The sequence below is a fragment of the Pseudomonas sp. R-28-1W-6 genome (assembly GCF_009799925.1).
Taxonomy (GTDB): Bacteria; Pseudomonadota; Gammaproteobacteria; order Pseudomonadales; family Pseudomonadaceae; genus Aquipseudomonas.
On the sequence record NZ_WELK01000001.1, the window covers coordinates 693,371 to 716,619 of the forward strand.

General features: G+C 68.3%; 25 protein-coding genes and 1 tRNA gene. 12 read left to right on the plus strand and 14 right to left on the minus strand.

Features of this window, described 5'->3' with window-relative positions:
- Nucleotides 1-109: 109 nt before the first annotated feature.
- From F3I62_RS03130 to speB, 7 genes are all read right to left on the minus strand, one after another.
- The gene (locus F3I62_RS03130) at nucleotides 110-1,549 is read right to left on the minus strand and encodes an aldehyde dehydrogenase family protein (protein ID WP_160488214.1); all 1,440 of its coding nucleotides are present in this window, start codon (nucleotides 1,547-1,549) and stop codon (nucleotides 110-112) included.
- Nucleotides 1,550-1,596: 47 nt separating this feature from the next.
- Entirely contained in the window at nucleotides 1,597-3,198 is a 1,602-nt protein-coding gene (locus F3I62_RS03135) for a 5-guanidino-2-oxopentanoate decarboxylase (protein ID WP_160488215.1), read from the minus strand.
- A 4-nt stretch (nucleotides 3,199-3,202) separates the two neighbouring features.
- Nucleotides 3,203-3,925 (minus strand): class II aldolase/adducin family protein, encoded by a 723-nt coding sequence (locus tag F3I62_RS03140; protein ID WP_218572688.1) that lies wholly within the window; start codon nucleotides 3,923-3,925, stop codon nucleotides 3,203-3,205.
- A complete protein-coding gene (locus tag F3I62_RS03145) occupies nucleotides 3,925-4,656 on the minus strand; it encodes an amino acid ABC transporter ATP-binding protein (RefSeq protein WP_218572689.1) in 732 nt (243 codons plus the stop codon). Before F3I62_RS03145 ends, F3I62_RS03140 begins: the two co-directional genes overlap by 1 nt.
- Nucleotides 4,657-4,666: 10 nt before the next feature.
- Entirely contained in the window at nucleotides 4,667-5,407 is a 741-nt protein-coding gene (locus F3I62_RS03150) for an amino acid ABC transporter permease (RefSeq protein WP_160488216.1), read from the minus strand.
- A gap of 161 nt (nucleotides 5,408-5,568) precedes the next feature.
- Nucleotides 5,569-6,384, minus strand: a complete 816-nt coding sequence (locus tag F3I62_RS03155) for a transporter substrate-binding domain-containing protein (protein ID WP_160488217.1) — start codon at nucleotides 6,382-6,384, stop codon at nucleotides 5,569-5,571.
- Nucleotides 6,385-6,488: 104 nt separating this feature from the next.
- Nucleotides 6,489-7,448: an agmatinase gene (speB, locus tag F3I62_RS03160; RefSeq protein ID WP_160488218.1), complete on the minus strand. Its 960-nt coding sequence runs from the start codon at nucleotides 7,446-7,448 to the stop codon at nucleotides 6,489-6,491.
- A gap of 178 nt (nucleotides 7,449-7,626) precedes the next feature.
- Here speB and F3I62_RS03165 point away from each other — a divergent pair, with 178 nt between their 5' ends.
- On the plus strand, nucleotides 7,627-8,520 hold the full coding sequence (locus F3I62_RS03165; protein WP_160488219.1) for a LysR family transcriptional regulator: 894 nt from the start codon (nucleotides 7,627-7,629) through the stop codon (nucleotides 8,518-8,520).
- An 8-nt stretch (nucleotides 8,521-8,528) separates the two neighbouring features.
- Here the strand turns inward: F3I62_RS03165 and F3I62_RS03170 are convergent, their stop codons facing one another.
- Entirely contained in the window at nucleotides 8,529-9,539 is a 1,011-nt protein-coding gene (locus tag F3I62_RS03170) for an AraC family transcriptional regulator (RefSeq protein ID WP_160488220.1), read from the minus strand.
- A 170-nt stretch (nucleotides 9,540-9,709) separates the two neighbouring features.
- Here F3I62_RS03170 and F3I62_RS03175 point away from each other — a divergent pair, with 170 nt between their 5' ends.
- The 4 genes from F3I62_RS03175 (at nucleotide 9,710) to F3I62_RS03190 (ending at nucleotide 11,850) form a co-directional block, all read left to right on the plus strand.
- A complete protein-coding gene (locus tag F3I62_RS03175) occupies nucleotides 9,710-10,780 on the plus strand; it encodes a fatty acid desaturase (protein ID WP_160488221.1) in 1,071 nt (356 codons plus the stop codon).
- 49 nt (nucleotides 10,781-10,829) lie between these two features.
- Complete coding sequence (locus F3I62_RS03180) at nucleotides 10,830-11,555, plus strand: NAD(P)H-dependent oxidoreductase (protein ID WP_160488222.1); 726 nt, start codon at nucleotides 10,830-10,832, stop codon at nucleotides 11,553-11,555.
- Nucleotides 11,552-11,716: a rubredoxin gene (locus F3I62_RS03185; RefSeq protein WP_160488224.1), complete on the plus strand. Its 165-nt coding sequence runs from the start codon at nucleotides 11,552-11,554 to the stop codon at nucleotides 11,714-11,716. Before F3I62_RS03180 ends, F3I62_RS03185 begins: the two co-directional genes overlap by 4 nt.
- 57 nt (nucleotides 11,717-11,773) lie before the next feature.
- Nucleotides 11,774-11,850 (plus strand) — tRNA-Arg (locus F3I62_RS03190).
- 333 nt (nucleotides 11,851-12,183) lie between these two features.
- On the opposite strand, the gene F3I62_RS03195 is transcribed toward F3I62_RS03190, so the two are convergent.
- The 3 genes from F3I62_RS03195 to F3I62_RS03205 form a co-directional block, all read right to left on the minus strand.
- Nucleotides 12,184-12,618: a DUF4399 domain-containing protein gene (locus tag F3I62_RS03195; protein WP_160488225.1), complete on the minus strand. Its 435-nt coding sequence runs from the start codon at nucleotides 12,616-12,618 to the stop codon at nucleotides 12,184-12,186.
- Nucleotides 12,619-12,680: 62 nt separating this feature from the next.
- On the minus strand, nucleotides 12,681-13,193 hold the full coding sequence (locus tag F3I62_RS03200) for a DUF523 domain-containing protein (protein ID WP_160488226.1): 513 nt from the start codon (nucleotides 13,191-13,193) through the stop codon (nucleotides 12,681-12,683).
- A gap of 11 nt (nucleotides 13,194-13,204) precedes the next feature.
- The gene (locus tag F3I62_RS03205; RefSeq protein ID WP_160488228.1) at nucleotides 13,205-13,819 is read right to left on the minus strand and encodes a 2OG-Fe(II) oxygenase; all 615 of its coding nucleotides are present in this window, start codon (nucleotides 13,817-13,819) and stop codon (nucleotides 13,205-13,207) included.
- An 85-nt stretch (nucleotides 13,820-13,904) separates the two neighbouring features.
- On the opposite strand from F3I62_RS03205, the gene F3I62_RS03210 reads away from it, so the two are divergent.
- The gene (locus F3I62_RS03210; RefSeq protein ID WP_160488229.1) at nucleotides 13,905-14,639 is read left to right on the plus strand and encodes a DUF2059 domain-containing protein; all 735 of its coding nucleotides are present in this window, start codon (nucleotides 13,905-13,907) and stop codon (nucleotides 14,637-14,639) included.
- On the opposite strand, the gene F3I62_RS03215 is transcribed toward F3I62_RS03210, so the two are convergent.
- Complete coding sequence (locus F3I62_RS03215) at nucleotides 14,636-15,574, minus strand: alpha/beta hydrolase (protein WP_160488431.1); 939 nt, start codon at nucleotides 15,572-15,574, stop codon at nucleotides 14,636-14,638. The two genes, F3I62_RS03210 and F3I62_RS03215, sit on opposite strands and share 4 nt — an antisense overlap.
- A gap of 84 nt (nucleotides 15,575-15,658) precedes the next feature.
- Here F3I62_RS03215 and F3I62_RS03220 point away from each other — a divergent pair, with 84 nt between their 5' ends.
- Nucleotides 15,659-16,258: a DUF6436 domain-containing protein gene (locus F3I62_RS03220; protein WP_160488230.1), complete on the plus strand. Its 600-nt coding sequence runs from the start codon at nucleotides 15,659-15,661 to the stop codon at nucleotides 16,256-16,258.
- 917 nt (nucleotides 16,259-17,175) lie between these two features.
- On the plus strand, nucleotides 17,176-17,958 hold the full coding sequence (locus F3I62_RS20475; protein WP_160488432.1) for a methyl-accepting chemotaxis protein: 783 nt from the start codon (nucleotides 17,176-17,178) through the stop codon (nucleotides 17,956-17,958).
- On the opposite strand, the gene F3I62_RS03230 is transcribed toward F3I62_RS20475, so the two are convergent.
- Complete coding sequence (locus tag F3I62_RS03230) at nucleotides 17,955-18,710, minus strand: NRDE family protein (RefSeq protein WP_160488232.1); 756 nt, start codon at nucleotides 18,708-18,710, stop codon at nucleotides 17,955-17,957. The two genes, F3I62_RS20475 and F3I62_RS03230, sit on opposite strands and share 4 nt — an antisense overlap.
- Before the next feature lie 168 nt (nucleotides 18,711-18,878).
- Between F3I62_RS03230 and F3I62_RS03235 the strand changes: the two genes are divergently transcribed.
- From F3I62_RS03235 to F3I62_RS03245, 3 genes are read left to right on the plus strand one after another with little or no spacing between them, the layout of a single operon-like run.
- Nucleotides 18,879-19,661 (plus strand): sulfite exporter TauE/SafE family protein, encoded by a 783-nt coding sequence (locus F3I62_RS03235; RefSeq protein ID WP_160488233.1) that lies wholly within the window; start codon nucleotides 18,879-18,881, stop codon nucleotides 19,659-19,661.
- Between the two features lie 10 nt (nucleotides 19,662-19,671).
- On the plus strand, nucleotides 19,672-20,472 hold the full coding sequence (gene lgt / locus F3I62_RS03240) for a prolipoprotein diacylglyceryl transferase (protein WP_160488235.1): 801 nt from the start codon (nucleotides 19,672-19,674) through the stop codon (nucleotides 20,470-20,472).
- Nucleotides 20,472-21,266, plus strand: a complete 795-nt coding sequence (locus tag F3I62_RS03245; protein WP_160488236.1) for a thymidylate synthase — start codon at nucleotides 20,472-20,474, stop codon at nucleotides 21,264-21,266. The genes lgt and F3I62_RS03245 overlap by 1 nt, the downstream gene beginning before the upstream one ends.
- A gap of 86 nt (nucleotides 21,267-21,352) precedes the next feature.
- Here F3I62_RS03245 and F3I62_RS03250 read toward each other — a convergent pair whose 3' ends face one another.
- A complete protein-coding gene (locus F3I62_RS03250) occupies nucleotides 21,353-22,273 on the minus strand; it encodes a LysR family transcriptional regulator (protein WP_160488237.1) in 921 nt (306 codons plus the stop codon).
- Nucleotides 22,274-22,362: 89 nt separating this feature from the next.
- Between F3I62_RS03250 and F3I62_RS03255 the strand changes: the two genes are divergently transcribed.
- Nucleotides 22,363-23,247: a DMT family transporter gene (locus F3I62_RS03255; protein ID WP_160488238.1), complete on the plus strand. Its 885-nt coding sequence runs from the start codon at nucleotides 22,363-22,365 to the stop codon at nucleotides 23,245-23,247.
- The last annotated feature ends 2 nt before the right edge of the window (nucleotides 23,248-23,249 follow it).

Below are 23,249 nucleotides of genomic sequence, written 5' to 3' on the forward strand. Positions count from 1 at the left end.
GGCAGGCCACTTCGTTGATCGAGCAGCCGGCCTCGCGGCCAAGGCATGGCGGACAGTGCGCCAGGCGGCAGACATTGCTTCGGGACGAGCCTATGGCCCGTCAGGCGGGCTAGCAGTCCACACTGGGCACGGTAATGTGCTTGACCTGCTGAAACGCCGATAAGCCCCAGGGGCCGAGCTCGCGGCCGATGCCGCTGGCCTTGCCGCCGCCCCAGGAGGTGTGCGGGTAGATGACTTGCACCGAGTTGACCCACACATGCCCGGCCTCCAGGGCCGCGGCCACGCGCATGGCGCGGTTGCGGTCGGCGCTGACCACGGTGGCGGCCAGGGCGAAGTCGCAGTCGTTGGCCTGGTGCACGGCGTCGGCCTCATCGCTGAAACGCCGGCTGCAGAGTACCGGGCCGAAGATTTCCTCGCGCCACAGGCGGCTGTCCGCCGGCACATCGGCGTAGAGCGTGGGCGCCACGAACCAGCCCGGGCCCGGCAGTTGCCGTGCGCCGCCGAGGCAGTGCAAGCCTTCGCGCTCGGCTATGGCGAAATACTCCAGCACCTTGTGCAGCTGCGCCTGGCTGGTCATCGGCCCCATCTCGCAGCCTTCGCTCAGCGGGTCGCCGACCTTGAGCGCGGCCAGGGCGCCGGCCAGCTTGTCCAGCAGGGCGTCGGCGATGCTGTCCTCGACCAGTAGGCGCGAGGTGGCCGAGCACATCTGTCCGGCGTTCCAGCAGATGCCGGCGATGATCCATTGCACCGCCTGGTCCAGGTCGCTGTCGGCGAAGACCAGGATCGGCGACTTGCCGCCCAGTTCCAGGGCCACCGGCAGGGTGCGGGAGGCGGCGGCCTGCATGACCTTGCGCCCCACGGCATTGCTGCCGGTGAACGACAGCTTGGCGATCTGTGGGTGAGCGACCAGGGCCGCGCCGGTGGCGGCATCGCCGGGAAGCAGGTTGAACACCCCCGCCGGCAGGCCGATGGCGCTGGCGATCTCGCCCAGTTGCAGCTCGATCAGCGGGGTCAGTTCGGATGGCTTGAGCACCACGCAGCAACCCGCGGCCAGAGCCGGGGCGAGCTTCCAGGCGCTGGTCACCAGAGGGAAGTTCCACGGCACGATCAGCCCGACCACGCCGAGCGGCTCCAGGCGGGTGAAGGCCTGGTAGCTGCTGTCCGGCAGGGCCACGGCGGCGTTCTGCCGGGCGTCCAGGCCGTCGGCCAGTTCGGCGTAATAGGAGAAGGTGGCGATGGCGTCGGCGATATCCAATTCGGCCTCATGCCGTGGCTTGCCGCTGTTGCGCATCTGCAACTCGATCAGCGCCTGGCTGCGCGCCTCAATCTGCGCGGCGAAGGCGCGCAGGTACTCGGCGCGTTCACGGGCTGGGCGCTGGCTCCAGGCCGGCAAGGCGCGCCGCGCCGCCTGCACCGCCAGCTCGACATCCGCGGCCGAGGCGCAGGCAACGCTGGCGATCTGCTCGCCAGTGCTGGGGTTGAACACCGGCAGGCGGTTGGCGCTGCTGGCGCTGAGCCAGGTGCCATCGATAAACAGTTGTGCGGTCATGCATCACCTTGGACAGAGGGGCGGCCCTGGCGCGCCAGGGCAAACAATTAAGGATGGAAAGGCGCTTGTTCCAACACCTCGATGATCAACGGGCGGTCGCTCGGGGCGCTGCGCAGCAGTTCGGCCAGATGCGCGTGATCGCGGGCGCGTTCGGCAGTGCAGCCGAAGCCGCGGGCGATGGTCAGGAAATCCGGGGTGTAGATATCCACGCCGATCGGGGTGATGTCGCGGCGTTCCATGTAGCGCTTGATCTCGCCGTAGCCGCTGTTGTTCCACAGCAGCACGATGATGCCGATGCCGGCTTCCACCGCGCTGGCCAGCTCGGGCAGGGTGAACTGCAGGCCGCCGTCGCCCATCAGGCTGATCACCGGGCGACCCGGCTCGGCCAGCTTGGCACCGAGCGCCGCCGGCAGGCCATAGCCGAGGGTGCCGTAGCCGGTGGAGGCGTTGAACCAGCGCCGCGCGCCGTCCAGCTCGACCAGATGGTTGCCGCTGTACACGGTCTGCGTCGAGTCGCCGACAAAGCGCGCCTCCGGCAAAGCCTCCAGCACGGTGTCGAACAGCGCGCGGTAGTGCATCCAGCCACTGAAGCCTTCGGCCAGCTGCGCCTGTACGGCGGCGGTGCGCCGCGCGCCGGGGCTCTCGGCGCTTGGCTCGCGCGGTTGCAGCTCGGCCAGCAGCATGCGCATGGCCAGGCGCGCGTCGCCCTGGATGGCCAGGGTCGCCGGGAAGTTGCGATGCAGCTGCTGCGGGTCGATGTCGATGCGGATCAGCCGTCCGGGCAACTGGAAGTTGCCGTCGAACACCACGTCGTAGTCGGTCTCGCCCAGCTCGGTGCCGATGGCCAGCACCACGTCGGCCTCCAGCGCCAGCTGGCGCACCGGCACCAGCGCCTGGTTGCTGCCCAGCAGCAGCGGGTGGCCCGGTGGCAGCAGGCCCTTGGCATTGATGGTCAGCGCGGTCGGGGCGTCCAGCGCGGCAGCCAGGGCACGGGCTTCGGCCTGGGCCGCGACGCAGCCGCCACCGAGCAGCAGCAGCGGGCGCTGGGCACCCTTGAGCAGGCCGGCGGCCTCGCGCAGCAGGCTGCGATTGGGTGCCGGGCGGGCCTGGCGCGGCTTGGGCTGCACGCGCATATGGCTGGCGTCGGCGGTGATGATGTCCAGCGGCAGCTCGATATGCACCGGGCGCGGGCGTTCGCCCTCGAACACGGCGAAGGCGCGGGCCAGCACCGCCGGCAGTTCCTCGACGCTCATCAGGGTATGGCTGAAGGCGGACACGCCGGCGACCATCGCGCTCTGGTTGGGCAGCTCATGCAGGTAGCCGTTGCCGTGGCCGAGGCGGGCGCGTTCGTTGACGCTGGAGATCACCAGCATGGGGATCGAGTCGGCGTAGGCCTGGCCCATGGCGGTGAGGATATTGGTCATGCCCGGGCCGGTGATGATGAAGCACACGCCCGGCTTGCCGCTGACTCGCGCATAGCCGTCGGCCATGAAACCGGCGCCCTGCTCGTGGCGCGGGGTGATGTGACGGATCTGGCTGGCCGGCAGGCCGCGGTACAGCTCCACGGTGTGTACGCCGGGGATGCCGAATACGGTGTCGACGTCCCAGGCTTGCAGTTGTTTGACGAGAAACTCGCCGCAGGTGGTCATGGCATCAGTCCTTGTAACTGGGGTCGAGGCGGTCGAGTTTGCGCAGCCAGGCCTGCCACAGCAGCGGGCGTTGCCATTCGCAGCCCTGGAACTGGCCGCAGGCGTGCTGGCTGAGGGCTTCCGGCATTTCGCGCACGCCATCGAGCGCGGCGGCGGCCAGCTGGATCTCGCAGGCCTTGTTCAGGTAGTACATGACGTAGAAGGCATCGGCGACGCTGGCGCCGACGCTGAGCAGGCCGTGGTGGCGGAGGATCAGGGCGATGTTGTCGCCCAGCGAGGCAACCAGGCGTTCGCGCTCGCCGAGGTCGAGGGCGATGCCCTCGTAGCCGTGGTAGCCGACCCGGCGGTGGAACTCGGCGCTGATCTGGTTGAGCTGGGCCAGGCCGTTGTCCGCCGCGGCCACCGCCATGCCCGCCAGGGTGTGGGTGTGCAGCACGCAGTGGGCATCGCCCCGGGCCATGTGCATGGCGCTGTGGATGGTGAAGCCGGCGATGTTGTAGTCGGCTTCGCCTTCCAGCACGCGGCCTTCCATGTCGACCACGATCAGGTCGCTGGCGCGTATTTCCTCGAACAGCAGGCCGAAGGGGTTGATCAGAAAACGCGGGGCGACACCCGGCAGGCGCACCGAGAAGTGCGTGTAGATGGTGTCGTCCCAGCCGAACAGCGCGGCCAGGCGGTAGGCCGCCGCCAGGTCGCGGCGCAGGGTGGCTTCGCTGGGCATGTCCATCAGTGGCGGATCTGCGACAGGAAGGCGCGGCTGCGCGGGTGCTGCGGGTTGTCGAAGAACTCGGCCGGGCTGGCGGTCTCGACGATCTGGCCGGCGTCCATGAACACCACGCGGTCGGCGACCTTGCGGGCGAAGCCCATCTCGTGGGTCACGCAGAGCATGGTCATGCCGTCCAGGGCCAGCTCGGTCATCACCTCCAGCACTTCGCCGACCATTTCCGGGTCGAGCGCCGAAGTGGGCTCGTCGAACAGCATCACCTTGGGGTTCATGCACAGCGCGCGGGCGATGGCCACCCGCTGCTGCTGGCCGCCGGAGAGCTGGCCAGGCTTCTTGTGCGCCTGGCTGCCGATATGCACGCGGCTGAGGTACTTCATCGCCAGCTCCTCGGCCACCTTGCGCGACAGGCCGCGCACCTTCATTGGCGCCAGGGTGCAGTTGTCCAGCACGCTCAGGTGGGGGAACAGGTTGAAGTTCTGGAACACCATGCCCACTTCGCGGCGCACGTGGTCGCCGCCGGCCTTGGTCGAGACGTCCTGGCCTTCCACGGTAATGGTGCCGGTGTCGTGCGGGTTGAGGCGGTTGATGCAGCGGATCAGGGTCGACTTGCCCGAGCCGGAGGGCCCGCAGATGACGATCTTCTCGCCCTGTTCGACCGACAGGTCGATGCCCTGCAGCACTTGGAAGCTGTCGTAGCGCTTGCCGACGTTGTGCAGACGGATGATTTCGCTCATGACAGGCTCCTCAGATACGGCGCATGCGCGCCAGGGTACGTTGCACCAGGCCGGCCGGGGAGGCGGCGACGGCCACCGAGTCCCACGACAGGCGGCGCTCCAGGCCACCCTGCAGCCAGGTCAGGGTGTAAACCATGGCCAGGTAGTAGACCAGGGCGACGGCGTAGTACTCGGAGAACTGGAAGGTGGTGGAGACCGTCTGCGAGGTCACCGCCATCAGCTCCTGCAGGGAGATCACCGAGGCCAGGGAGGTGATCTTGAGCAGGGTGATGAATTCGTTGGAGGTCGGCGGAATGGCGATCCGCGCAGCCTGCGGCATGATCACGTAGCGGAAGATCTGCCAGCGCGACAGGCCGAGGGCGTGGCCGGCGGCGTACTGGCCGCGGTCCACGGATTTCAGCGCGGCGCGGTTGATCTCCACCTGGTAGGCCGCCTCGTTGATCGACAGGGCGATCCAGGCGGCGAAGAACGGGGTGAACCATTCCTCGCGAAAGATCGGGAAGAACTGCGGCAAGGCGTTCCACACGAACAGCAGCTGCAGCAGAGTCGGCGCGCCGCGGAACACGCTGAGCACGCCGCGCAGGGCGGAGCGCGCCGGGTTGTTCGGGCCGTCCAGGGCCAGGGCGGCGGGAATCGAGATAAGGATGCCCACCGAGTGCGCCAGCAGGGCCAGCAGCAGGGTGATACAGGCGCCCTTGAAGAAGTGATAGGACGTCAGGGCGTCCCAGAAGACGGCAACATCGAAGTTCATGTGCGTGTCCTGCATGAAGGGAAGCAGGCGCCCGCCGTGTCGGCCGGGTGCGGTCAGCGGGGCAGTTGTAGGGTGGATCGCGCCTCATCGATCCACCGCGCGGGGGCATGGTGGATGAAAACTGCGTCATCCACCCTACGTCTGCCGGGAGAGGGGAGTCGTTACTCCGCGGCGGTTTGCAGGTTGGCCGGGTCGAGCTTCCACTTCTCGGCGATGGCCTGCAGCGTACCGTCGGCCTTCAGCGCGTCGACGGCGGCCTGCACGGCGGCCTTGTCGGCGGCATCCGGACGCAGGTAGGCGCCGAAGATGTCCTTCTCCGGGAAGCTGTAGAGGGTCTTGAACTGGCCCGGGGTCTGCAGTTCGCGGTAGGCCAGCTCGGTGTCCTGGCTCAGCCCGGCGGCGGCGCGACCGACCAGTACCTGCTGGGCCACGTCGCTGCCCTTGGGGTAGGTCTGCAGGGTCGCCGGAGTCTTGCCGGCGGCCTTCAGCTGCTCGTTGAGCTTCTCCATGATGGCCACGTACTGGGTGCCCGACTGCACGGCGACCACCTTGCCGGAGAGCTCGTCCAGGGTGTTCAGTTTGAACTCGCTCTTGCCGCTGCCGAAGACGATGGTGGCGGTGGCCAGGTAGGGCACGGCATTCAGCTTCTGGGTGCGCTCCGGGGTTACCAGGGTGCCGCTGATCACCGCGTCGCAGCGCTTGGCATCCAGGCCAGGCAGCAGGCCGGTGAACTCGGTGACGATAAAGCGCGGCTGCACGCCCCAGTGCTTGGCCAGGGCGCGGATCAGGTCGGTGTCGAAGCCACTCGGCTCCTTGGCGCCGGCCTGCTCAAAGAACTCCATCGGCGGGTAGGTGGGGTCGGAGCAGACTTGGAAGCTGCCCGACGCGACGAAGGACGGCTTGTCGGCGGCCAGCAGGCCGGTACTCAGAGTGGTGGCCAGGACGGCGGCGGCCAGTTGCAGCGGACGGTTGATCATCGGTAACTCCTATTCAGGCTAGGTGCATCGTTTATTGGCAATACGTGGGGAAAGCCGTTTGTTGTTATGCAGCCTCAGGTACGCCCTGAGTGGCGATGGGGTACTCAGCGATGTTGCACGCCCGGCAGCACGCAGAGCATTTCGTAAAGCAGGTTGGCGCCCAGCAGCGAGGTGTTGCCGGTGGTGTCGTAGGGTGGCGAGACCTCGACCAGGTCGCAGCCGATGATGTCCAGGCCCTGGCAGCCGCGCACGATTTCCATGGCCTGGATGGTGGTCAGGCCACCGATTTCCGGGGTGCCGGTGCCGGGCGCCCAGGCCGGGTCGATGCCGTCGATGTCGAAGGACAGGTACACCGGGCCGCCGCCGACCTTGGCGCGCACCTCCTCCATCAGCGGAGCGAGGGATTTGTGCCAGCACTCTTCGGCCTGGACCACGCGAAAGCCCTGCTTGCGGCTCCAGTTGAAATCCTCGGCGGTGTAGCCCTGGGCGCGCAGGCCGATCTGCACCACGCGGTCGCAGTCGAGCAGGTCTTCCTCGACTGCGCGGCGGAAGGTGGTGCCATGGGCGATCTTCTCGCCAAACATATGGTCGTTCACATCGGCGTGGGCGTCGATATGCACCAGGCCGACCTTGCCGTGTTTCTTCTTGATCGCCCGCAGGATCGGCAGGGTTATGGTGTGGTCGCCGCCCAGGGTTAGCGGCAGGATGCCGTGGTCGAGGATCTTGTCGTAGGACTCCTCGATGATGCGCACTGCATCGAGCAGGTTGAAGGTGTTGATCGCCACGTCGCCGATATCGGCGACGTTCAGCGAGTCGAACGGTGCGGCGCCGGTGGCCATGTTGTACGGGCGGATCATCACCGACTCGGCGCGGATCTCGCGCGGGCCGAAGCGGGTGCCGGAACGCAGCGAGGTGCCGATGTCCAGCGGCACGCCGATGAAAGCAGCATCGAGTTTGTTGAGTTCTTCGTCGGTCTGAATATGCGGCAGGCGCAGCATGGTGGCGATGCCGCCGAAACGGGGCATTTCATTGCCGCCCAGGGGTTGGTGCAGGATCTTGTCCACGGGGTGGCCTCAGGGTGTTGTGGTTGTAATAGGGCCGCGGGGATCGAGCCCGGCGGCCAAGGCGTGGGGCTGATTCTTCTGCCGAATCGCCACGGGAAGAATCGCTGGCGGCAAATAATTAGTTCAGAAATTTCTGAACTAATGGCAGCCTGAGCCTGTATGCCATTCGGAAACTGCCATGAGCCTTGCCCTGCCCGATATCAAGCTGCTGCGCATCTTCGCCACCGTGGTGCGCTGTCAGGGATTCGCCGCCGCCCAACAGGAACTCAACCTGTCGACTTCGGCGATCAGCACCTATATGAGTCAGCTGGAAAGCCAGCTGGGCCTGAGCCTGTGCCATCGCGGTCGCGGCGGTTTCAGCCTGACCAGCAAGGGCGAACTGTTCCACCAGGAGGCCTTGCGCCTGCTGGCCGAACTGGAAGGTTTCGAGCGCTACTCGGCGGCACTTAAGGGCGAGCTGCGCGGCACCCTCAATGTCGGCGTACTGGACTCCACGGTGAGCGATCCGGCGCTGCCGCTGGCCGAGGTGATCGGCGCACACAGCCAGGAACACCCGGCCGTGCACCTGCACCTGGCGGTGATGAGCCCGGCCGAGCTGCAGCTGGCGGTGCTGGAAAACCGCCTGGACCTGGCCATCGGCGCCTTCTACACGCGGATGAACGGCCTGGTCTATCAGGCCCTGTACCGCGAGCAGCACTGGCTGTACTGCAGCGACCGGCATCCGCTGTTCGACCAGCGGCGTATCCCCGCCGAGGTGATCACCCAGCAGCGCATGGTCGGCCGCGGCTACTGGAGCCAGAGCGAGCTGGCCCGGCATGGCTTCAAGCACAGCGCGGCGACGGTGGAATCGATGGAGGCGCAGCTGATTCTGGTGCTTTCCGGCGCCTATATCGGCTACCTGCCTGAGCATTACGCGCATCCCTGGGTCGAGCAGGGCCGGCTCAAGGCGCTGCTGCCGACCACCTTCGGCTACCAGGCGCCATTCTCGCTGACCCTGCGTCGTGGCCGCTCGCGCGAGCCATTGATCCAGACCTTTCGCGACCTGCTCAAGACCCAGCTTAATCCGGCGTAAGCGCTAGTTCAGCCAGGCTTCAACCCGTCGCGGTACTGGCTCGGACTCTGCCCGCTCCAGCGCTTGAAGGCGCGGCTGAAGCTGCTGCTGTCGGCGAAACCGAGCAGGTAGGCGACCTCGCTGATCGAGCAGTCGGCTTCGCCCAGGTGCTGCAGGGCCAGGGCATGGCGGGTTTCGGCGAGCACCTGTTCGTAGCTGCTGCCTTCCTCGCTGAGGTGGCGCTGCAGGCTGCGCAGGCTCAGGTGCAGGCCGTGGGCCAGCACCTCGGCGGACGGCTCGCCATTCGGCAGGCATTGTTCCAGGGCACGGCGCAGGCGGCGGCCGACGGTATCCGGCTGCAGGGCTTCGAGGCGTTTGCGCAGCACCGCCTCGTTGTGCGCGGCCAGCTCCGGGTTGCCGTCGTCCAGCGGGCGGTCGAGGTCGGCACGGGCGAAGCACAGCACGTCCTCGCGCGCGGCGAAATGCACCGGCGCGCGGAACACCTCCAGCCAGGGCTGCGGATCGGCCGGCGGCGGCCGGCGCAGGTGCACGGCCAGCGGCGCGTAGCTGCGCCCCAGGCGATTGCGGCAGGTGCGCACGTAGATCGCGGCGAACGCATCGATGGCCTCGGCGGCTGGTGCCGAGCCGCCCGGCGGCAGGCGGAAATGCAGCTCGCAGCGGTCGCCAACATCGCGCAGCTCAAGGCTCAGGGCATCGCTGACCACCTGGTGGTAGCGCACGATGCGCTCGAAGATCTCGCGCAGGCTGCCGCTGGCCATCACCGCCATGCCGAGGGCATGGAAGGTGGTCGGCGCCACGTGCCGCGAAGTGTTGAGGCCCAGCGCCGGGTCGCCGCTGGCGGCCACCGCCAGCTGCCACAGGCGGGTGGTGGCCGACAGCGGATAGCGCGCATTGGCGTCGTCCAGCAACTGCGGGTCGAGGCCGGCCTCGCGGCACAGCGCGGCGCTGTCCAGGCCGAGGCCGTCGAGTTGGCGGCGCAGGGCGCGGGTCCAGCTGGCCAGGGTGGAGGCTTCAGTCATGCAGGTTGGCATTCTCGGTCAACAGGTTGGCGTTATGGGTCAGGCGAGGGCGGCGTCAGGCGCGCACAGTAGCCTGGACGATTTGCCACAGACGTTTTCCCACAACAGTCCGCATGCCGACCCGCTGCCCCGCATGGCAACGCTCGGCGAACAGAGAAGAGGATGCGTGCATGACCCCGACTCCTGCAAGCCATGGCCTGCACAATGACCAGCAGCGCTCCGCGCATATCCGCAGCCAGGTGCTGGCCCGTGGCGCAGAACTGCGCCAGCGCTACCCGATCCTGCAGCACCAGGACGCCCTCGGCGCCGGCATCCTGGCCTTCGCCCTGGCGGGGATGCTCGGCAGTGCCTGGCTCTACCTGGACGGCGCCATCGCCTGGTGGGCGTGCCTGCTGGCCAACGCCTTCTTCGCCTCGCTGACCCACGAGCTGGAGCATGACCTGATCCACTCCATGTACTTCCGCAAGCAGCGCGTGCCGCACAATTTGATGATGGCCCTCGTGTGGCTGGCCCGACCGAGCACGATCAACCCGTGGATCCGCCGCCACCTGCACCTCAACCATCACAAGGTGTCCGGCAGCGAGACCGATATCGAGGAACGCGCCATCACCAACGGCGAGCCCTGGGGCCTGGCCCGCCTGCTGATGGTCGGCGACAACCTGATGTCCTCGCTGATCCGCTTCCTGCGCGCCAAGACCTGGGCGCACAGGAAGATGATCGTCAGCCGCACGCTCAAGGGCTATGCGCCGCTGGGCCTGCTCAACTGGAGCACCTGGTACCTGTTCCTCGGCTTCCACCTGATCGATCTCGTTGCCAGTGCCGCGGGTGCGCCGATCGCCTGGTCCGCCACCACCCTGAGCCTGATGGACGGCGTGACCATCGCCGTGGTGGTGCTGGTCGGGCCCAACGTGCTGCGCACCTTCTGCCTGCACTTCATCAGCTCGAACATGCACTACTACGGCGACATCGAAGCGGGCAACGTGATCCAGCAGACCCAGGTGCTGAATGCCTGGTGGCTGTGGCCGCTGCAGGCCTTCTGCTTCAATTTCGGTAGCACCCACGGCATCCACCATTTCGTGGTCAAGGAGCCCTTCTATATCCGCCAGCTCACCGCGCCGCTGGCGCACCAACTGATGCGTGAAGCCGGCGTGCGCTTCAACGACTTCGGCACCTTCGCCCGCGCCAACCGCTGGCAGCCGCTGGCCAAGCCCGCCGCTGCGCCGGGCCGGCAGGCGGCCTGACCCCTCCCTCGGGGGCCGCAATGGCCCCTGCGATCTTCTGGAAGCCTCGATGAATATCCTGATCGTCCACGCCCATCCCGAGCCGCAGTCCTTCTGCAGCGCGATGAAGAACCTCGCCGTCACTACCCTGCAGCAGGCCGGTCACCGCGTGCAGGTGTCCGACTTGTACGCGATGAACTGGAACCCGGTGGCCAGCGCCACCGACTTCAGCCGGCGCAGCAACCCGGATTACCTGGTCTACGCCCTGGAACAGCGCGAGGCGGTCAAGGCCGGCAGCCTGGCGCCGGATATCGCCGCCGAGCTGGACAAGCTGCTCTGGGCCGATCTGCTGATCCTCAACTTCCCGCTGTTCTGGTGCTCGGTGCCGGCCATGCTCAAGGGCTGGATCGACCGCGTGCTGGTTTCCGGCGTGTGCTACGGCGGCCTGCGCTTCTACGACCGCGGCGGCCTGGCCGGCAAGCGCGCGCTGCTCAGCTTCAGCCTCGGCGGCCAGGCGCACATGTTCGCCGATGAGGACGCCGTGCATGGCGACTGGGAACCCATGCTGCGCCCCCTGCAGCGCGGCACCCTGGCCTACACCGGGTTCGGCGTGCTGCCGCCCTTCGCCGCCTGCCACGTGCCCTATATCGGCCAGCCGGCGCGCGCGGAGATCCTCGAACAGTACCGCGACTACCTGCGGCGCCTGGATACGGTCGAGCCACTGACGTTCCCATCGCTGGCCAACTTCGACCGTCAGCTGCAGCCGCTGGCCGACAAAGCACAGGTGCCGGCATGAAGACCTGGATCTGCATCATCTGCGGCCTGATTTACGACGAAGCCAGCGGCTGGCCCGACGACGGCATCCCCGCCGGCACACCCTGGGCCGAGGTGCCGGACGACTGGTTGTGCCCGGATTGCGGGGTGAGCAAGGCCGACTTCAGCATGCAGGAGCTCTGAGCCCGACCACACGCATGGACGCCTGCGCGGCGGATGCGTATGATTGCGCCCCGCAACGCACCAGTAGCTCAGCTGGATAGAGTACTGCCCTCCGAAGGCAGGGGTCGTGGGTTCGAATCCCGCCTGGTGCGCCACATAGCTGTTTCTGCCTGTCTCTAGCAGTCTACGAAACACCCTGGAAAGCCCGCCTAGAGCGGGCTTTCTTGTTTCTACATGTCCCCTCTTATTCCCATATAGCCTTCCCCTTCGTGTACGCCTGCTTGTATGTTGGCTGAAGACTCGAACCAGGGGCATACAAGTCATGAAGCGAAGCGAGATCAAGCGCCGGCCCCTGGCAGATACCACCCTGTCTGGCCTGGAGCCCTAGGCCGCCATCTATCGAAAGCAGGACGGACAGGGTGCTATATACGAAAAAGCCCCTGGTTTGCGCCAGGGGCTTTTTTCATGCCCGCACGATCCGCAGCGGGTTACTTGACGGTGATGCTGATCTTCTCGGAGATCACCGGCGGGTCGAGCGGCACGTGGTTCTTGTCGCCCACCAGCAACTGCAGGCTGTGCTGGCCCGGCGGCAGGGTTATTTCGGCCTCGGTCTGGCCCTTGCCGAAATGTCGCACCTGTTCGCTGGCCGGCAGCGGCAGGTTCATCGCCGGCGGTTCGGCGTTGTCCACCAGCAGGTGATGGTGGCCGGTGGCGGGCAGGTCGACCCCGGCCGGGGCGACGCCCATGCCCCTGAGGCCGAACTTGACGGTGAAGGTCTGGCCGACCGTGGCGCCGTCGGCCGGCTCGATGAAGTACACCTCGGCGCCGGCGGGCGCGGCGGTGCGCGGCAGGTCCGCCGCGGCGGCGAAGGCGCTGCTGCAGAGCAGGGCGGCGAGGCCCAGGGTGCGCAGGGGGAAGGTCATGCGGGTGCTCCTTTGACGAGTGTCCAGCACTGACCTTAGGCGATGGCACGGGTTCCGCCCGGTCAGCCGTCGAGTTGCTCCAGCTGTTGCAGTTCGGCGGCGGCCTCGGCCAGCTGGTTCTCGTTGAACACCTTGACCCCGGCACGGCGCAGCAGGGCGGCGGTGACGCCTTCGCCGGCGACCAGGGCGCCGCTGAAGCTGCCGTCGTAGGTCTGCAGGTTGCCGCAGGACGGGCTGCGCGCCTTGAGCACGGCCACCCGCAGGCCGTGCTGGCGGACCAGCTGCAGGGCGATCTCGGCGCCGACGACGAAGGCCGCGGTGACCTCCTCGCCGGTTTCGGTCAGCACCGGGCGCCGGCCATCCAGCACCTGCTCGCCCTGGCCACCGGGGATTTCCGCCGGCGGGCGCGGGGTCGGCAGGCCGCCGGCCACCTCGGGGCATAGTGGCACGATGCGGCCCTCGGCCTGCCAGCGCTGCAGCAGGCGGATGGCCGCCCCGTCGAAGGAGTCGTGGGCGCCGCCGTCGTAGCGCACCTTGTGGCCGAGCAGGCAGCGACTGACCAGGACTTTTTCCATGGGGTCTCCCGTTACAGGGCGCGGCGGCGGAACCAGCCGGTCAGCGACAGGCGCTCGCGGCTGGCCGGCAGCACTTCATGGGGCAGCTCGGCGGACATGAACAGCAGCAGCGTGCCGCTCTGCGGTAGCACGTCGAGCGCCTCGCCGCCTGGCGGGTAGAGGCGCAGGGCGCCGCCCTGGTCGGCCTGCCAGGCCTGGTTGAGGTAGAACACCGCCGATACGGTGCGCCGGTCGTCATCGCGGAAGCGATCGAGGTGCTTCTGGTAGAAACTGCCCGGCGGGTAAAGGGCAAAGTGGCTCTCGTAGTCGGCCAGGCCGAGGAAGAAGGCCTGGTTGAGGGCCGCGCGCAGTTCGTCCATGGCCGCCAGGTAGCGATCGCAGGCGGCGTGCTGGCCGGCTTCCAGCCACTGGATGCGGTCGCCGCGGATGCCTTCGCGCACCGCCAGCGCGTCGCCGCGACCGACTCCGGCGGGGGCCAGGGCGCCCTTTTCTGCGCGCTTGCGGCACTCGCGGGCCAATTCGCGGGTCAGACTGTCTGGCAGGAAATGCTCCTGCCGTGACCAGCCCTGGCGGGCGAGGTCGTCGATGATCGGTGGCAGCAGCTGCGGGTCGAGGTCGGTAAGCATGGCGGCGATTCTAGCAGTGCTGCGCGTGCGCCTCGACAAGCTTGGCGAGGCCCCGGAAAATGGCTGCGCCAGAAAGGAGCCCCCCATGCGTGCCGTGTTCGCCTTCGTATTGCTGTTGTGTAGCCTGACTTCCCTTGCCGACGAGCAGGCCCGCCTGTACCAGGCCGGCGGCTGGCCCGCGCAGCGGGAGAATTTCAGCGCTGCCCTGGCCGCGGCCCAGCTGCGCTACCGCGACAGCCTGCCGCCGGGGGTGTACCAGGCCCTGGTCGACAACAGCAACCGCCGCTTCGCCCCGCAGGCCATGGACCAGCGCGCCCAGGCCACCCTGCGTGCGCAGCTGGCCGACCCGCAGCCGGCGCTGCAGTTCTTCGAGTCGCCGCTGGGGCGCAAGATCATCGCCGCCGAGACCCTGGCGACCCGCCGCGACCAGCTGGCCGCCCATGCCAATGGCCTGCCGCGCAGCGAGGCCAGCGCCACCCGGCGCCTGCTGATTCGTCACCTGGCCCAGGCCCTGCCGGCCCAGGAGGCCGGCACCGAGGTGAGTATGGCCCTGGCCGGCGTGGCCGCCGACAGCCTCAGCCAGATGCTCCCCGGTCTGCTCGGCGGTGGGCAGACCGAGGCGCTGATGCAGGGCCAGCGCGAGCAGCTGATGACGCAGATCGGCAACAACCTGGACGACACCCTGCTGTACGTCTACCGCGAGCTGTCCGACCCGGAGCTGGAGGAGTTCGTCAGCTTCGCCCAGTCGCCGGCGGGCCAGGCCTACTACCAGGCGGCCCTGGCCGCCCTGCGCAGCGGCCTGGCGGTCAGCGGCCGCTAGCCCAGGCGTTCGCGCAGCGCGGCGAAATAGCGCTGGCGCAGCTCGTCGCTCTCGTTGGCCAGATGGTGGCGGGCGCCGGGCAGGCGGATGATCTCCGGCTGGGCGAACTTGTCCTGCAGCACCCCTAGGTTGTGCTGCCAGTCCACCGTCATGTCCTCTTCGCCCTGCACGATCAGCGGGCTCAGGGCGCTGCGCGGCGCCGCCTCGATCCGCGGGATCCACTTGGCCAGGGCGCCGACCCAGGCGGTCGGCAGGTGGCGTGGCTGCAGCGGGTCGCGGTTCTGCACGAAGTCGAGGAAGGTCGCGTCGTTGGAGTTGGCCGAGAAGCGCCGCGGAATCTGCGCGCGGAACGGGCTGAGCAGCTGGTAGCTGAGCTTCGACAGGCCCCAGGCGCGCGGGCGCACCAGCGGTGCCAGGAGGATGCTGGTGCCCGCCTCGGGACGCGCCTGGCCGGTGAGCAGGTGGTCGATCAGGATCGCCCCGCCCGTGCTCTGCCCGCACAGGTGCCAGGGTTGCGGCAGGTCGAGGGCGGCGGCCTCGGCGAACAGTCCCTGCAGGGTGTGCTGGTAGTGGGCGAAGTCATCGATGCTGGCCCGCGGCCCGGCGGACAGGCCATGGCCGGGCAGGTCGCAGGCCAGCACGGCGTAATTCATCTGCAGCGCCCAGTCGATCACATGGCGGTACAGGCCCATGTGGTCGTAGTAGCCGTGCAGCAGGATCAGCGTGGCCTGCGGCTCGGCCGGCAGCCAGAGCTGGGTGACGATGCGCAGGCCGTCCTGCTCGAAGCAGCCCAGCTGCCGCTGCACCGCGCCGCCGCCCGGTAGGTCCAGGCCGAAGTAGTGCTGGTAGGCCTGCGCCTCGGCGCTCATCGACTCGCGTGCGGCCAAGGGTCGCAGGCTGCGGCGCAGGCGCTCGGGCTGGAAGGGCTCTGGCATGGGGCTGGACATGGTCGGCTGGGGGCTCGTGCAGGGGGTGGTCTGGATCATGATATTCAGCTGTCGCGGTTGCCGTGGCAAGCTATGGACCCCGCCGCCGAAGTCTTCGCCATGCCCGCCTCGCGTTTGAAAGTCGTCCTCGCCAGCCTGCTCGCCATCGTCTGGCTGGGCGCGATGCTGTTCGCCTTCTGGTGGTTCGAGGCGCGCTATATCCGCCCGTTCGACGAGCGCACCGAGCTGTTCTCCGGCGCGGCCCTGCGCCTGCCGGCCGAGCTGGCCGGCCCGGGGGCGATTCGCGTGGTGCACTTCTGGGACCCGGCCTGCCCGTGCAATGTCGGCAACCAGCAGCACCTCGCCGAACTGCTGCACGCCTACGTGCCGCGCGGCGTGCAGTTCTACGCGCTGCAGAAGGCCGGCAGCCAGGGCCGGCTGCCGGACAGCCTCGGCGCATTGCAGCCATTGGCCGCCTTGCCCGGCAGCGAACAGCTGCCGGCCAGCCCGGCGGTGGCGATCTGGGACCAGCAGGGCCAGCTGGCCTATTTCGGCCCCTACAGCGAGGGCGCGCTGTGCACCTCGAGCAACAGCTTCATCGAGCCGATCCTCGAAGCCCTGAGCGCCGGGCGCCCGGTGCGGGCCGACAGCAACCTGGCGGTGGGCTGTTTCTGCGACTGGCAAGCCGACTGAGTCTGAGGTGTTCGGGGTGTCGCCTGTCTGCCGTGTCGCCAGTAGCCGTGAGCCATTTGTCGGGCTTCTGGCGTCCAGCGCCTGACGCTATCTTGTCACCCGGCATTCTGCCGGCTACTACTGAATGGCCACTGTTTTGCTATCAGTCAGCAGGGAGGCCGACCATGAGCCCCAGTTTCTTCCAGCGAGCCGACCGCTTGATGCTCGGTGTGTTGTCCGGCATGACCCTCTACGCCTTTGGCCTGGCGGCCTGGTTCGGCAACTGGCCGCTGGCTCTCAGCGTCGGCGGCGGCACCTTGCTGGCGTTGTCGCTGCTGTATTTCATGATCGGCGGTAGCCGCCTGTACCGCGCGCTGATGGGCGCCGCCTTCATGGTGCTGGCGGCGCTGCACATCCAGCAGAGCCATGGCATGGTCGAGATGCACTTCAGCGTCTTCGTCCTGCTAGCCTTCCTCCTCTATTACCGCGACTGGCTGCCGATCGTCTGCGCTGCCGCGCTGATCGCCGTGCATCACCTGGGTTTCTTTGCGCTGCAGGAGCAGGGCGAGGTGATCCAGTTGGTAGCTGCCGGCAGTGGTTGGCCGGTGGTGCTGTTGCATGCCTTCTATGTAGTGGCTGAGACCCTGGTGCTGCTGGTGCTGGCCCAGAGCGGCGCGCGCGAGGCGGCGGCCGGCGAGGACCTGCAGCGCACTTCCGAGCATCTGCTGCGCGACGAGAATGCCATCGACCTGGCCTACCGCAGTGCATCTGGCGGCACTCTGGCCGGGCGTTTCAATCACTTTCTCGGCCTACTCGACCGTCTGGTGGGGCGAGTGGTGGCGGCCAGTGACGAGCTGCGCGAAACCAGCCACAGCCTCAGCGAGTCCACCGCTCACCTCAGCTGCGGCGGCGAAACCCTGCTCGGTGTGTCGCAGCGGATGGACCAGGCAGTCGGCCACTTGCACCAGGCGGTCAGTTGCGTCTCGGCCGGAGCCGAACAGGCGGCGGCCACTGCGCTGACGGCCGATGCCGACGCCAGCGCCGGCGTGCAGGCCATTGCCGAGACCCAGCAGTGCATCCAGGCGCTGGCGCTGGACATGCAGGCGAGCAACGCAGTGATCCACGCCCTGGCTGCCAATACCCGGCAGATCGGGCATGTGCTGGAGGTGATCCATGCGGTGGCCGAGCAGACCAATTTGCTGGCGCTGAATGCCGCTATCGAGGCGGCGCGGGCCGGTGAGCAGGGGCGCGGCTTTGCCGTGGTGGCCGACGAAGTGCGTCAGCTGGCGCAGCGTACTCAGCGGGCCACGGGCGAAATCCAGTCCATGATCCAGGCTTTGCAGGGGGGCGCCGAGCACTCGGTGGTTGCCATGCAGCGCAGCCAGGAGCTGGTGCAGCGCTGCGTGGAATACACCGGCAACACGGTGCAGTTGCTGGATCGGGTGCACTGCTCGATCGAGGCGATCAAGAGCATTGGCGTGTCCACCCGCGAGCAGCTGACCGCCGCCGCGGAGGTGGAGCGCCTGATCGAACAGGCCCGCGGCATCGCTGCCGATACGGCCCGCGGCGCCGCCGAGGTGGCCGAAGACAGCCTGCGTCTGGAGCGCCTGGCCGGCAATCTGAGCGGCCTCTGCGCGGGTTTTCGCATCAGCGGCCCCGCGCCGTCGCGCCAGCAGGCCCTGTTGCAGGCGTCTGCCCCCGTTGCCCTGCTGCCGGCCTAGGTCGGCGGCAGGCGCAGGTCGATTTCGCCTTCGACATTGCCCTGGCTATCGAAGCGCCGTTCGACCAGCTGCAGGCTGCCGTCGCCATGCAGCAGCAGGGCGCTGCTGGCGCAGGTGCCGTAGCCGGGGCCGACGATGAAGATGCTCGACAGCAGCAGCTCCCAGTCCACACCGATGCCGGTGTCCGGCAGCAGTACCCGCGGCGGCTGGCTGCGGTCGCGCAGCAGGTCGAGCAGCGGCTGCGGCTGTGGGTCGACGAGGCAGCCGGCGAGATGGGCGGTGGCGCGCAGCACCTTCGGCCAGGGCGTATCCAGCTCGGCGTTGGACAGGCCGTAGAGACCCGGCCGCAGGCGGCGGATGCGGCTCTCCTCGGAGTTGAAGAAGAGCAGCTCGTGGCGGTTGCCCAGCAGCAGGTTGAAGCCGCTGTACTGCGCCCGGCGCTGCGCCACCTCGGCCAGGTAGCTCTCGGCGTCCAGCGTGCCGCGTAGGAAGTCCACCGGCAGTTCGCCGCGCGAGCGCGGGCCCTTGGCCTGGCCCGGGTCGCGGATGTTGGTCAGGGCGGCGAAGCGGCCGTCGGCGCTGACCCCCAGCCAGGTGCCGCCGGCCTGCAGGTCGCGTCCGGCGTACAGACCGGGCGCGTCCGCCCACTGGCCCAGCGGCAGGCTGGGCCGGTGGTAGAACTCATCGCGGTTGGCCGCCAGCAGCAGGGGCTGGGCATGGCCGGGGCGCCAGGCGAACACGATCAGGCACATGGGCTTCTCCTTGTCGTAGGCAGTTTAACAGGCACTGGCCAGCTGTCGCGGCAGCCTCGGCGCAGCGCCTTCGACATGCCGCCCGGCCGCGTCCGCCGGCGCTGGTCGCCCGCGGCTGGAGGGGCGGGGGCGCATCCGTTACCATGCCGCTTCGTTTACGGGGGTGTCATGGAATTCCTTCTCTACATGCTGCTGGGGGCGGCGGCGGGCGTGCTGGCCGGGCTGTTCGGCGTCGGCGGCGGGATCATCATCGTGCCGGTGCTGGTGTTCAGCTTCACCGCCCAGGGCTTCGAGCCGAGCGTGCTGACCCACCTGGCGGTGGGCACTTCGCTGGCTACCATCATCTTCACCTCGATCAACTCGGTGCTGGAGCACCAGCGCAAGGGCGCGGTGCTGTGGCCGGTGTTCACCTGGATGACCCTCGGCATCCTCCTCGGCGCCGGCTTCGGCAGCCTCACCGCGGCGGCCATCCAGGGCCCGTTGCTGCAGAAGATCATTGGCGTGTTCGCCATCGTCATCGCCGTGCAGATGGGCCTGGAGTTGAAACCCAAGGCCAGTCGCATGGTCCCAGGCAAGGCTGGGCTGACCGCTGCCGGCAGCGTGATCGGCTGGGCCTCGGCGATCTTCGGCATCGGCGGCGGCTCGCTGACCGTGCCGTTCCTCACCTGGCGCAGCGTGCCGATGCAGCAGGCGGTGGCCACCTCCTCGGCCTGCGGCCTGCCGATTGCCGCCGCCAGCGCCCTGAGCTTCATGCTGATCGGCTGGCACAACCCGGCGCTGCCGCAGTGGAGCCTGGGCTTCGTCTACCTGCCGGCGATGGTGGGTATTGCGCTGACCAGCATGTTTTTCGCCCGTTTCGGCGCGCGCCTGGCGCACAAGCTGTCGCCGCGCCTGCTCAAGCGTCTGTTTGCCCTGCTGCTGCTGGTAGTGGGCGTGAATTTCCTGATCTAAGGAGTTTTGAATGCTGCCTTACCCGCAGATCGACCCGGTGGCCCTGGCCCTGGGCCCGCTGAAAATCCACTGGTACGGCCTGATGTACCTGGTCGGCATCGGCGGCGCCTGGCTGCTGGCCTCGCGCCGGCTGGCCGGCTTCGACGCCACCTGGAGCAAGGAGAAACTCTCCGACCTGGTGTTCTGGGTGGCCATGGGGGTGATCCTCGGCGGGCGCCTGGGCTATGTGCTGTTCTACGACCTCTCGGCCTACATCGCCGAGCCGTTGAAGATCCTGCGCGTGTGGGAGGGCGGCATGTCCTTCCACGGCGGCCTGCTCGGAGTGATGCTGGCCACCTGGCTATTCGGCCGGCGCAACGACAAGAGCTTCTTCCAGCTGATGGACTTCATCGCCCCACTGGTGCCGATCGGCCTGGGCGCCGGGCGCATCGGCAACTTCATCAACGCCGAGCTGTGGGGCAAGGCCACCGACCTACCCTGGGCGATGGTCTTCCCCACCGACCCGCAGCAGCTGGCGCGGCACCCGTCGCAGCTGTACCAGTTCGCCCTGGAAGGCATCGCGCTGTTCGCCATCCTCTGGTTCTACTCGCGCAAGCCGCGTCCGAGCATGGCCGTGTCGGGCATGTTCGCCACCAGCTACGGGGTGTTCCGCTTCATCGTCGAGTTCGTCCGCGTGCCGGATGCCCAGCTCGGCTACCTGGCCGGTGGCTGGCTGACCATGGGCCAGATCCTCTGCCTGCCGATGATCCTCGGCGGTCTCGGCCTGATCGCCTACGCCTACAAACGCCAAGCCGCCCCGGGAGCCGCGTGATGAAACAGTACCTCGATCTGATGCGCCTGGTGCGCACCACCGGCACCTTCAAGAGCGACCGCACCGGCACCGGCACCTACTCGGTGTTCGGCCACCAGATGCGCTTCAACCTGGCCGATGGCTTCCCCCTGGTGACCACCAAGAAGTGCCACCTGAAATCCATCATCCACGAGCTGCTGTGGTTCCTCCAGGGCGACACCAACATCCGCTACCTGAAGGACAACGGCGTGCGCATCTGGGACGAGTGGGCCGACGAGAACGGCGACCTCGGCCCGGTCTACGGCTACCAGTGGCGCAGCTGGCCGGCGCCGGACGGCGGCTCGATCGACCAGATCGGCAAGCTGGTCGCGATGATCAAGAGCAACCCGGATTCGCGCCGGCTGATCGTCTCCGCCTGGAACCCGGCGCTGGTCGACCAGATGGCCCTGCCACCGTGCCACGCGCTGTTCCAGTTCTACGTGGCCGACGGCAAGCTGAGCTGCCAGCTGTACCAGCGCTCGGCCGACATCTTCCTCGGCGTGCCGTTCAACATCGCCAGCTACGCCCTGCTGACCCTGATGATCGCCCAGGTCTGCGACCTGCAGCCCGGCGACTTCATCTGGACCGGAGGCGACTGCCACCTGTACGCCAACCACATCGAGCAGACCGACCTGCAGCTCACGCGCGAGCCGCTGCCGCTGCCGGTGATGAAGCTCAACCCCGAGGTGAAGGACCTGTTCGCCTTCAGGTTCGAGGACTTCGAACTGGTCGGCTACCAGGCCCACCCGCATATCAGCGCACCCGTGGCGGTCTGACCGCCACTGGCCTCGCTGGTGCGCCCGGCGCACCCTGCGCTGGTCTGCGTTTGTAGGGTGCGCCGTGCGCACCAGGCAGTTCCGGCTCAGCCCGCCGCCTGGCCCAGCCCGGCCGCCAGGTGGTCGATCAGCACCCGCAGCTTCGGCGGCAGGTGGCGGTTGGGGGGGTAGAGAATCCACGCCGTGCCCTGGTAGGAGCCGGTGTAGCGCCAGTCGGCCAGCACCTGGACCAGGCGGTCCTCGGCCAGGGCCTGGGCGGCGGTGAAGTGCGGCAGGCAGGCGATGCCCAGGTCGTTCAGCGCGCCGTGCAGGCGCACCTCGCTGTGGTTGCTGGCGAAGCGCCCGCGCACCGCCACCACGCACTGCTGGTTGCCGTTGCTGAAATGCCAGCGGTGATCGTCCGCGCTTTCGTCCAGATACAGGCAGGCATGCCGCACCAGTTCCTGGGGGTGCTGCGGCGTGCCGTGCGCGGCCAGGTAGGCCGGGCTGGCGCACAGCAGCTGGCGCACGCTGCACAGCGGGCGCCCGGCCAGGCCCGGCGGCGGCTGGTCGGTGATGCACACCAGCAGGTCGAACTGCTCGGCGATCAAGTCCGGGCTGCGGTCGCTGAGATTGAGGCTGACGTCCACCTCCGGGTAGCGCGCCAGGAAGTCCGCCATCAGCGGCGCGACCAGGAACTTGCCGAAGGCCTTGGGCACGGACAGGCGCACCCGCCCGCGCGGGTGGCTCATCAGCCGCTCGCCCACGGCCAGGGCCGCCTGCGCCGCGCCGAGCATCTCGCGGCAGCGCTCGAACACCTCGGCGCCGGCCTCGGAGAGGCGCAGGCGGCGGGTGGTGCGCTCCAGCAGGCGCAGGCCGAGGGCCTGTTCCAGGGCGGCGATCTGCCGGCTCAGGGCCGAGGCCGTGCTGCCCTGCAGGCGCGCCGCCGCGGAAAAGCTGCCGCACTCCACCACGCGGACGAAGCTGGCCATCAGCGGGAGCAGGTGAGTGGGCGTATTTGTGCTCATGGGGAACAGGTCTTGTGTGATGTCGATGGATTATCCTTTTCAATGGCTCAATGGACAATCCCGGCCTGACCCTGCCGAGAGCCGCCGCCATGTCGACCCTGATCCGTCCCGTTCCCGTCCGCCTGCTCCAGCTCAGCGACGTTCTGTTGCTGCTCGTGGCGCTGGTCTGGGGCACCAGCTACGGGGTGGCCAAGCAGGCGCTGGCCTTCTATCCGGTGCTGGGCTTCCTCGCCGTGCGCTTCTGCCTGACCTTCCTCATCCTCCTGCCGCAGCTACGCGGCGCCGGCCGCTCGGCCTGGGCGCCCGGGCTGCCGCTGGGCGGGGTGATGCTGGCGATCTTCCTCTGCGAGACCTACGGCGTGCTGCTGACCAGCGCCAGCAACGCGGCCTTCCTGATCAGCCTGTGCGTGGTGATCACCCCCTTCGTCGAGTGGCTGCTGCTCGGCGAGCGCCCGGACGGGCGCCTGCTGCCGGCGGTGGGCCTGTCGCTGCTGGGCACCTGGCTGCTGAGTGGCGGCGTCGACCTGCAGTTCAACCTGGGCGACGGCCTGATGCTGCTGGCCGCGCTGCTGCGCGCCCTGCTGGTATGCCTGACCCGCCGCCTGACCGCCGACAGCCAGGTGCCGGCCCTGGCGCTGACCGCGGTGCAGACCGGGGTGATCGGCTTCGGCTGCCTGCTGCTCGGCAGCCTGCTGTTGCCCGGCGGCCTGCCGGCGCTGCCGACGGCCCCGGCGTTCTGGGCCGGCAGCCTGTACCTGGTGCTGTTCGCCACCCTGTTCGCCTTCTTCGTGCAGAACCACGCCCTGCGCCGCAGCAGCCCGACCCGGGTGGCGCTGCTGATGGGCAGCGAGCCGCTGTTCGGCGCGCTGTTCGCCGTGCTCTGGCTGAGCGAGCAACTGAGCCTGCAGGCCTGGCTCGGCGGCCTGCTGATAGTCGGCGCCACCCTGTGGACCAGCCTGGGGCGCAGGGGCTGAGC

Bases quoted from the DNA above. Each gene is read 5' to 3' on its own strand.
- F3I62_RS03130 (WP_160488214.1), bottom strand. From the start codon at position 1,549: ATGACCGCACAACTGTTTATCGATGGCACCTGGCTCAGCGCCAGCAGC.
- F3I62_RS03135 (WP_160488215.1), bottom strand. From the start codon at position 3,198: ATGACCACCTGCGGCGAGTTTCTCGTCAAACAACTGCAAGCCTGGGAC.
- F3I62_RS03140 (WP_218572688.1), bottom strand. From the start codon at position 3,925: ATGGACATGCCCAGCGAAGCCACCCTGCGCCGCGACCTGGCGGCGGCC.
- F3I62_RS03145 (WP_218572689.1), bottom strand. From the start codon at position 4,656: ATGAGCGAAATCATCCGTCTGCACAACGTCGGCAAGCGCTACGACAGC.
- F3I62_RS03150 (WP_160488216.1), bottom strand. From the start codon at position 5,407: ATGAACTTCGATGTTGCCGTCTTCTGGGACGCCCTGACGTCCTATCAC.
- F3I62_RS03155 (WP_160488217.1), bottom strand. From the start codon at position 6,384: ATGATCAACCGTCCGCTGCAACTGGCCGCCGCCGTCCTGGCCACCACT.
- F3I62_RS03165 (WP_160488219.1), top strand. From the start codon at position 7,627: ATGAGCCTTGCCCTGCCCGATATCAAGCTGCTGCGCATCTTCGCCACC.
- F3I62_RS03170 (WP_160488220.1), bottom strand. From the start codon at position 9,539: ATGACTGAAGCCTCCACCCTGGCCAGCTGGACCCGCGCCCTGCGCCGC.
- F3I62_RS03175 (WP_160488221.1), top strand. From the start codon at position 9,710: ATGACCCCGACTCCTGCAAGCCATGGCCTGCACAATGACCAGCAGCGC.
- F3I62_RS03180 (WP_160488222.1), top strand. From the start codon at position 10,830: ATGAATATCCTGATCGTCCACGCCCATCCCGAGCCGCAGTCCTTCTGC.
- F3I62_RS03185 (WP_160488224.1), top strand. From the start codon at position 11,552: ATGAAGACCTGGATCTGCATCATCTGCGGCCTGATTTACGACGAAGCC.
- F3I62_RS03195 (WP_160488225.1), bottom strand. From the start codon at position 12,618: ATGACCTTCCCCCTGCGCACCCTGGGCCTCGCCGCCCTGCTCTGCAGC.
- F3I62_RS03200 (WP_160488226.1), bottom strand. From the start codon at position 13,193: ATGGAAAAAGTCCTGGTCAGTCGCTGCCTGCTCGGCCACAAGGTGCGC.
- F3I62_RS03205 (WP_160488228.1), bottom strand. From the start codon at position 13,819: ATGCTTACCGACCTCGACCCGCAGCTGCTGCCACCGATCATCGACGAC.
- F3I62_RS03210 (WP_160488229.1), top strand. From the start codon at position 13,905: ATGCGTGCCGTGTTCGCCTTCGTATTGCTGTTGTGTAGCCTGACTTCC.
- F3I62_RS03215 (WP_160488431.1), bottom strand. From the start codon at position 15,574: ATGCCAGAGCCCTTCCAGCCCGAGCGCCTGCGCCGCAGCCTGCGACCC.
- F3I62_RS03220 (WP_160488230.1), top strand. From the start codon at position 15,659: ATGGACCCCGCCGCCGAAGTCTTCGCCATGCCCGCCTCGCGTTTGAAA.
- F3I62_RS20475 (WP_160488432.1), top strand. From the start codon at position 17,176: ATGGACCAGGCAGTCGGCCACTTGCACCAGGCGGTCAGTTGCGTCTCG.
- F3I62_RS03230 (WP_160488232.1), bottom strand. From the start codon at position 18,710: ATGTGCCTGATCGTGTTCGCCTGGCGCCCCGGCCATGCCCAGCCCCTG.
- F3I62_RS03235 (WP_160488233.1), top strand. From the start codon at position 18,879: ATGGAATTCCTTCTCTACATGCTGCTGGGGGCGGCGGCGGGCGTGCTG.
- lgt (WP_160488235.1), top strand. From the start codon at position 19,672: ATGCTGCCTTACCCGCAGATCGACCCGGTGGCCCTGGCCCTGGGCCCG.
- F3I62_RS03245 (WP_160488236.1), top strand. From the start codon at position 20,472: ATGAAACAGTACCTCGATCTGATGCGCCTGGTGCGCACCACCGGCACC.
- F3I62_RS03250 (WP_160488237.1), bottom strand. From the start codon at position 22,273: ATGAGCACAAATACGCCCACTCACCTGCTCCCGCTGATGGCCAGCTTC.
- F3I62_RS03255 (WP_160488238.1), top strand. From the start codon at position 22,363: ATGTCGACCCTGATCCGTCCCGTTCCCGTCCGCCTGCTCCAGCTCAGC.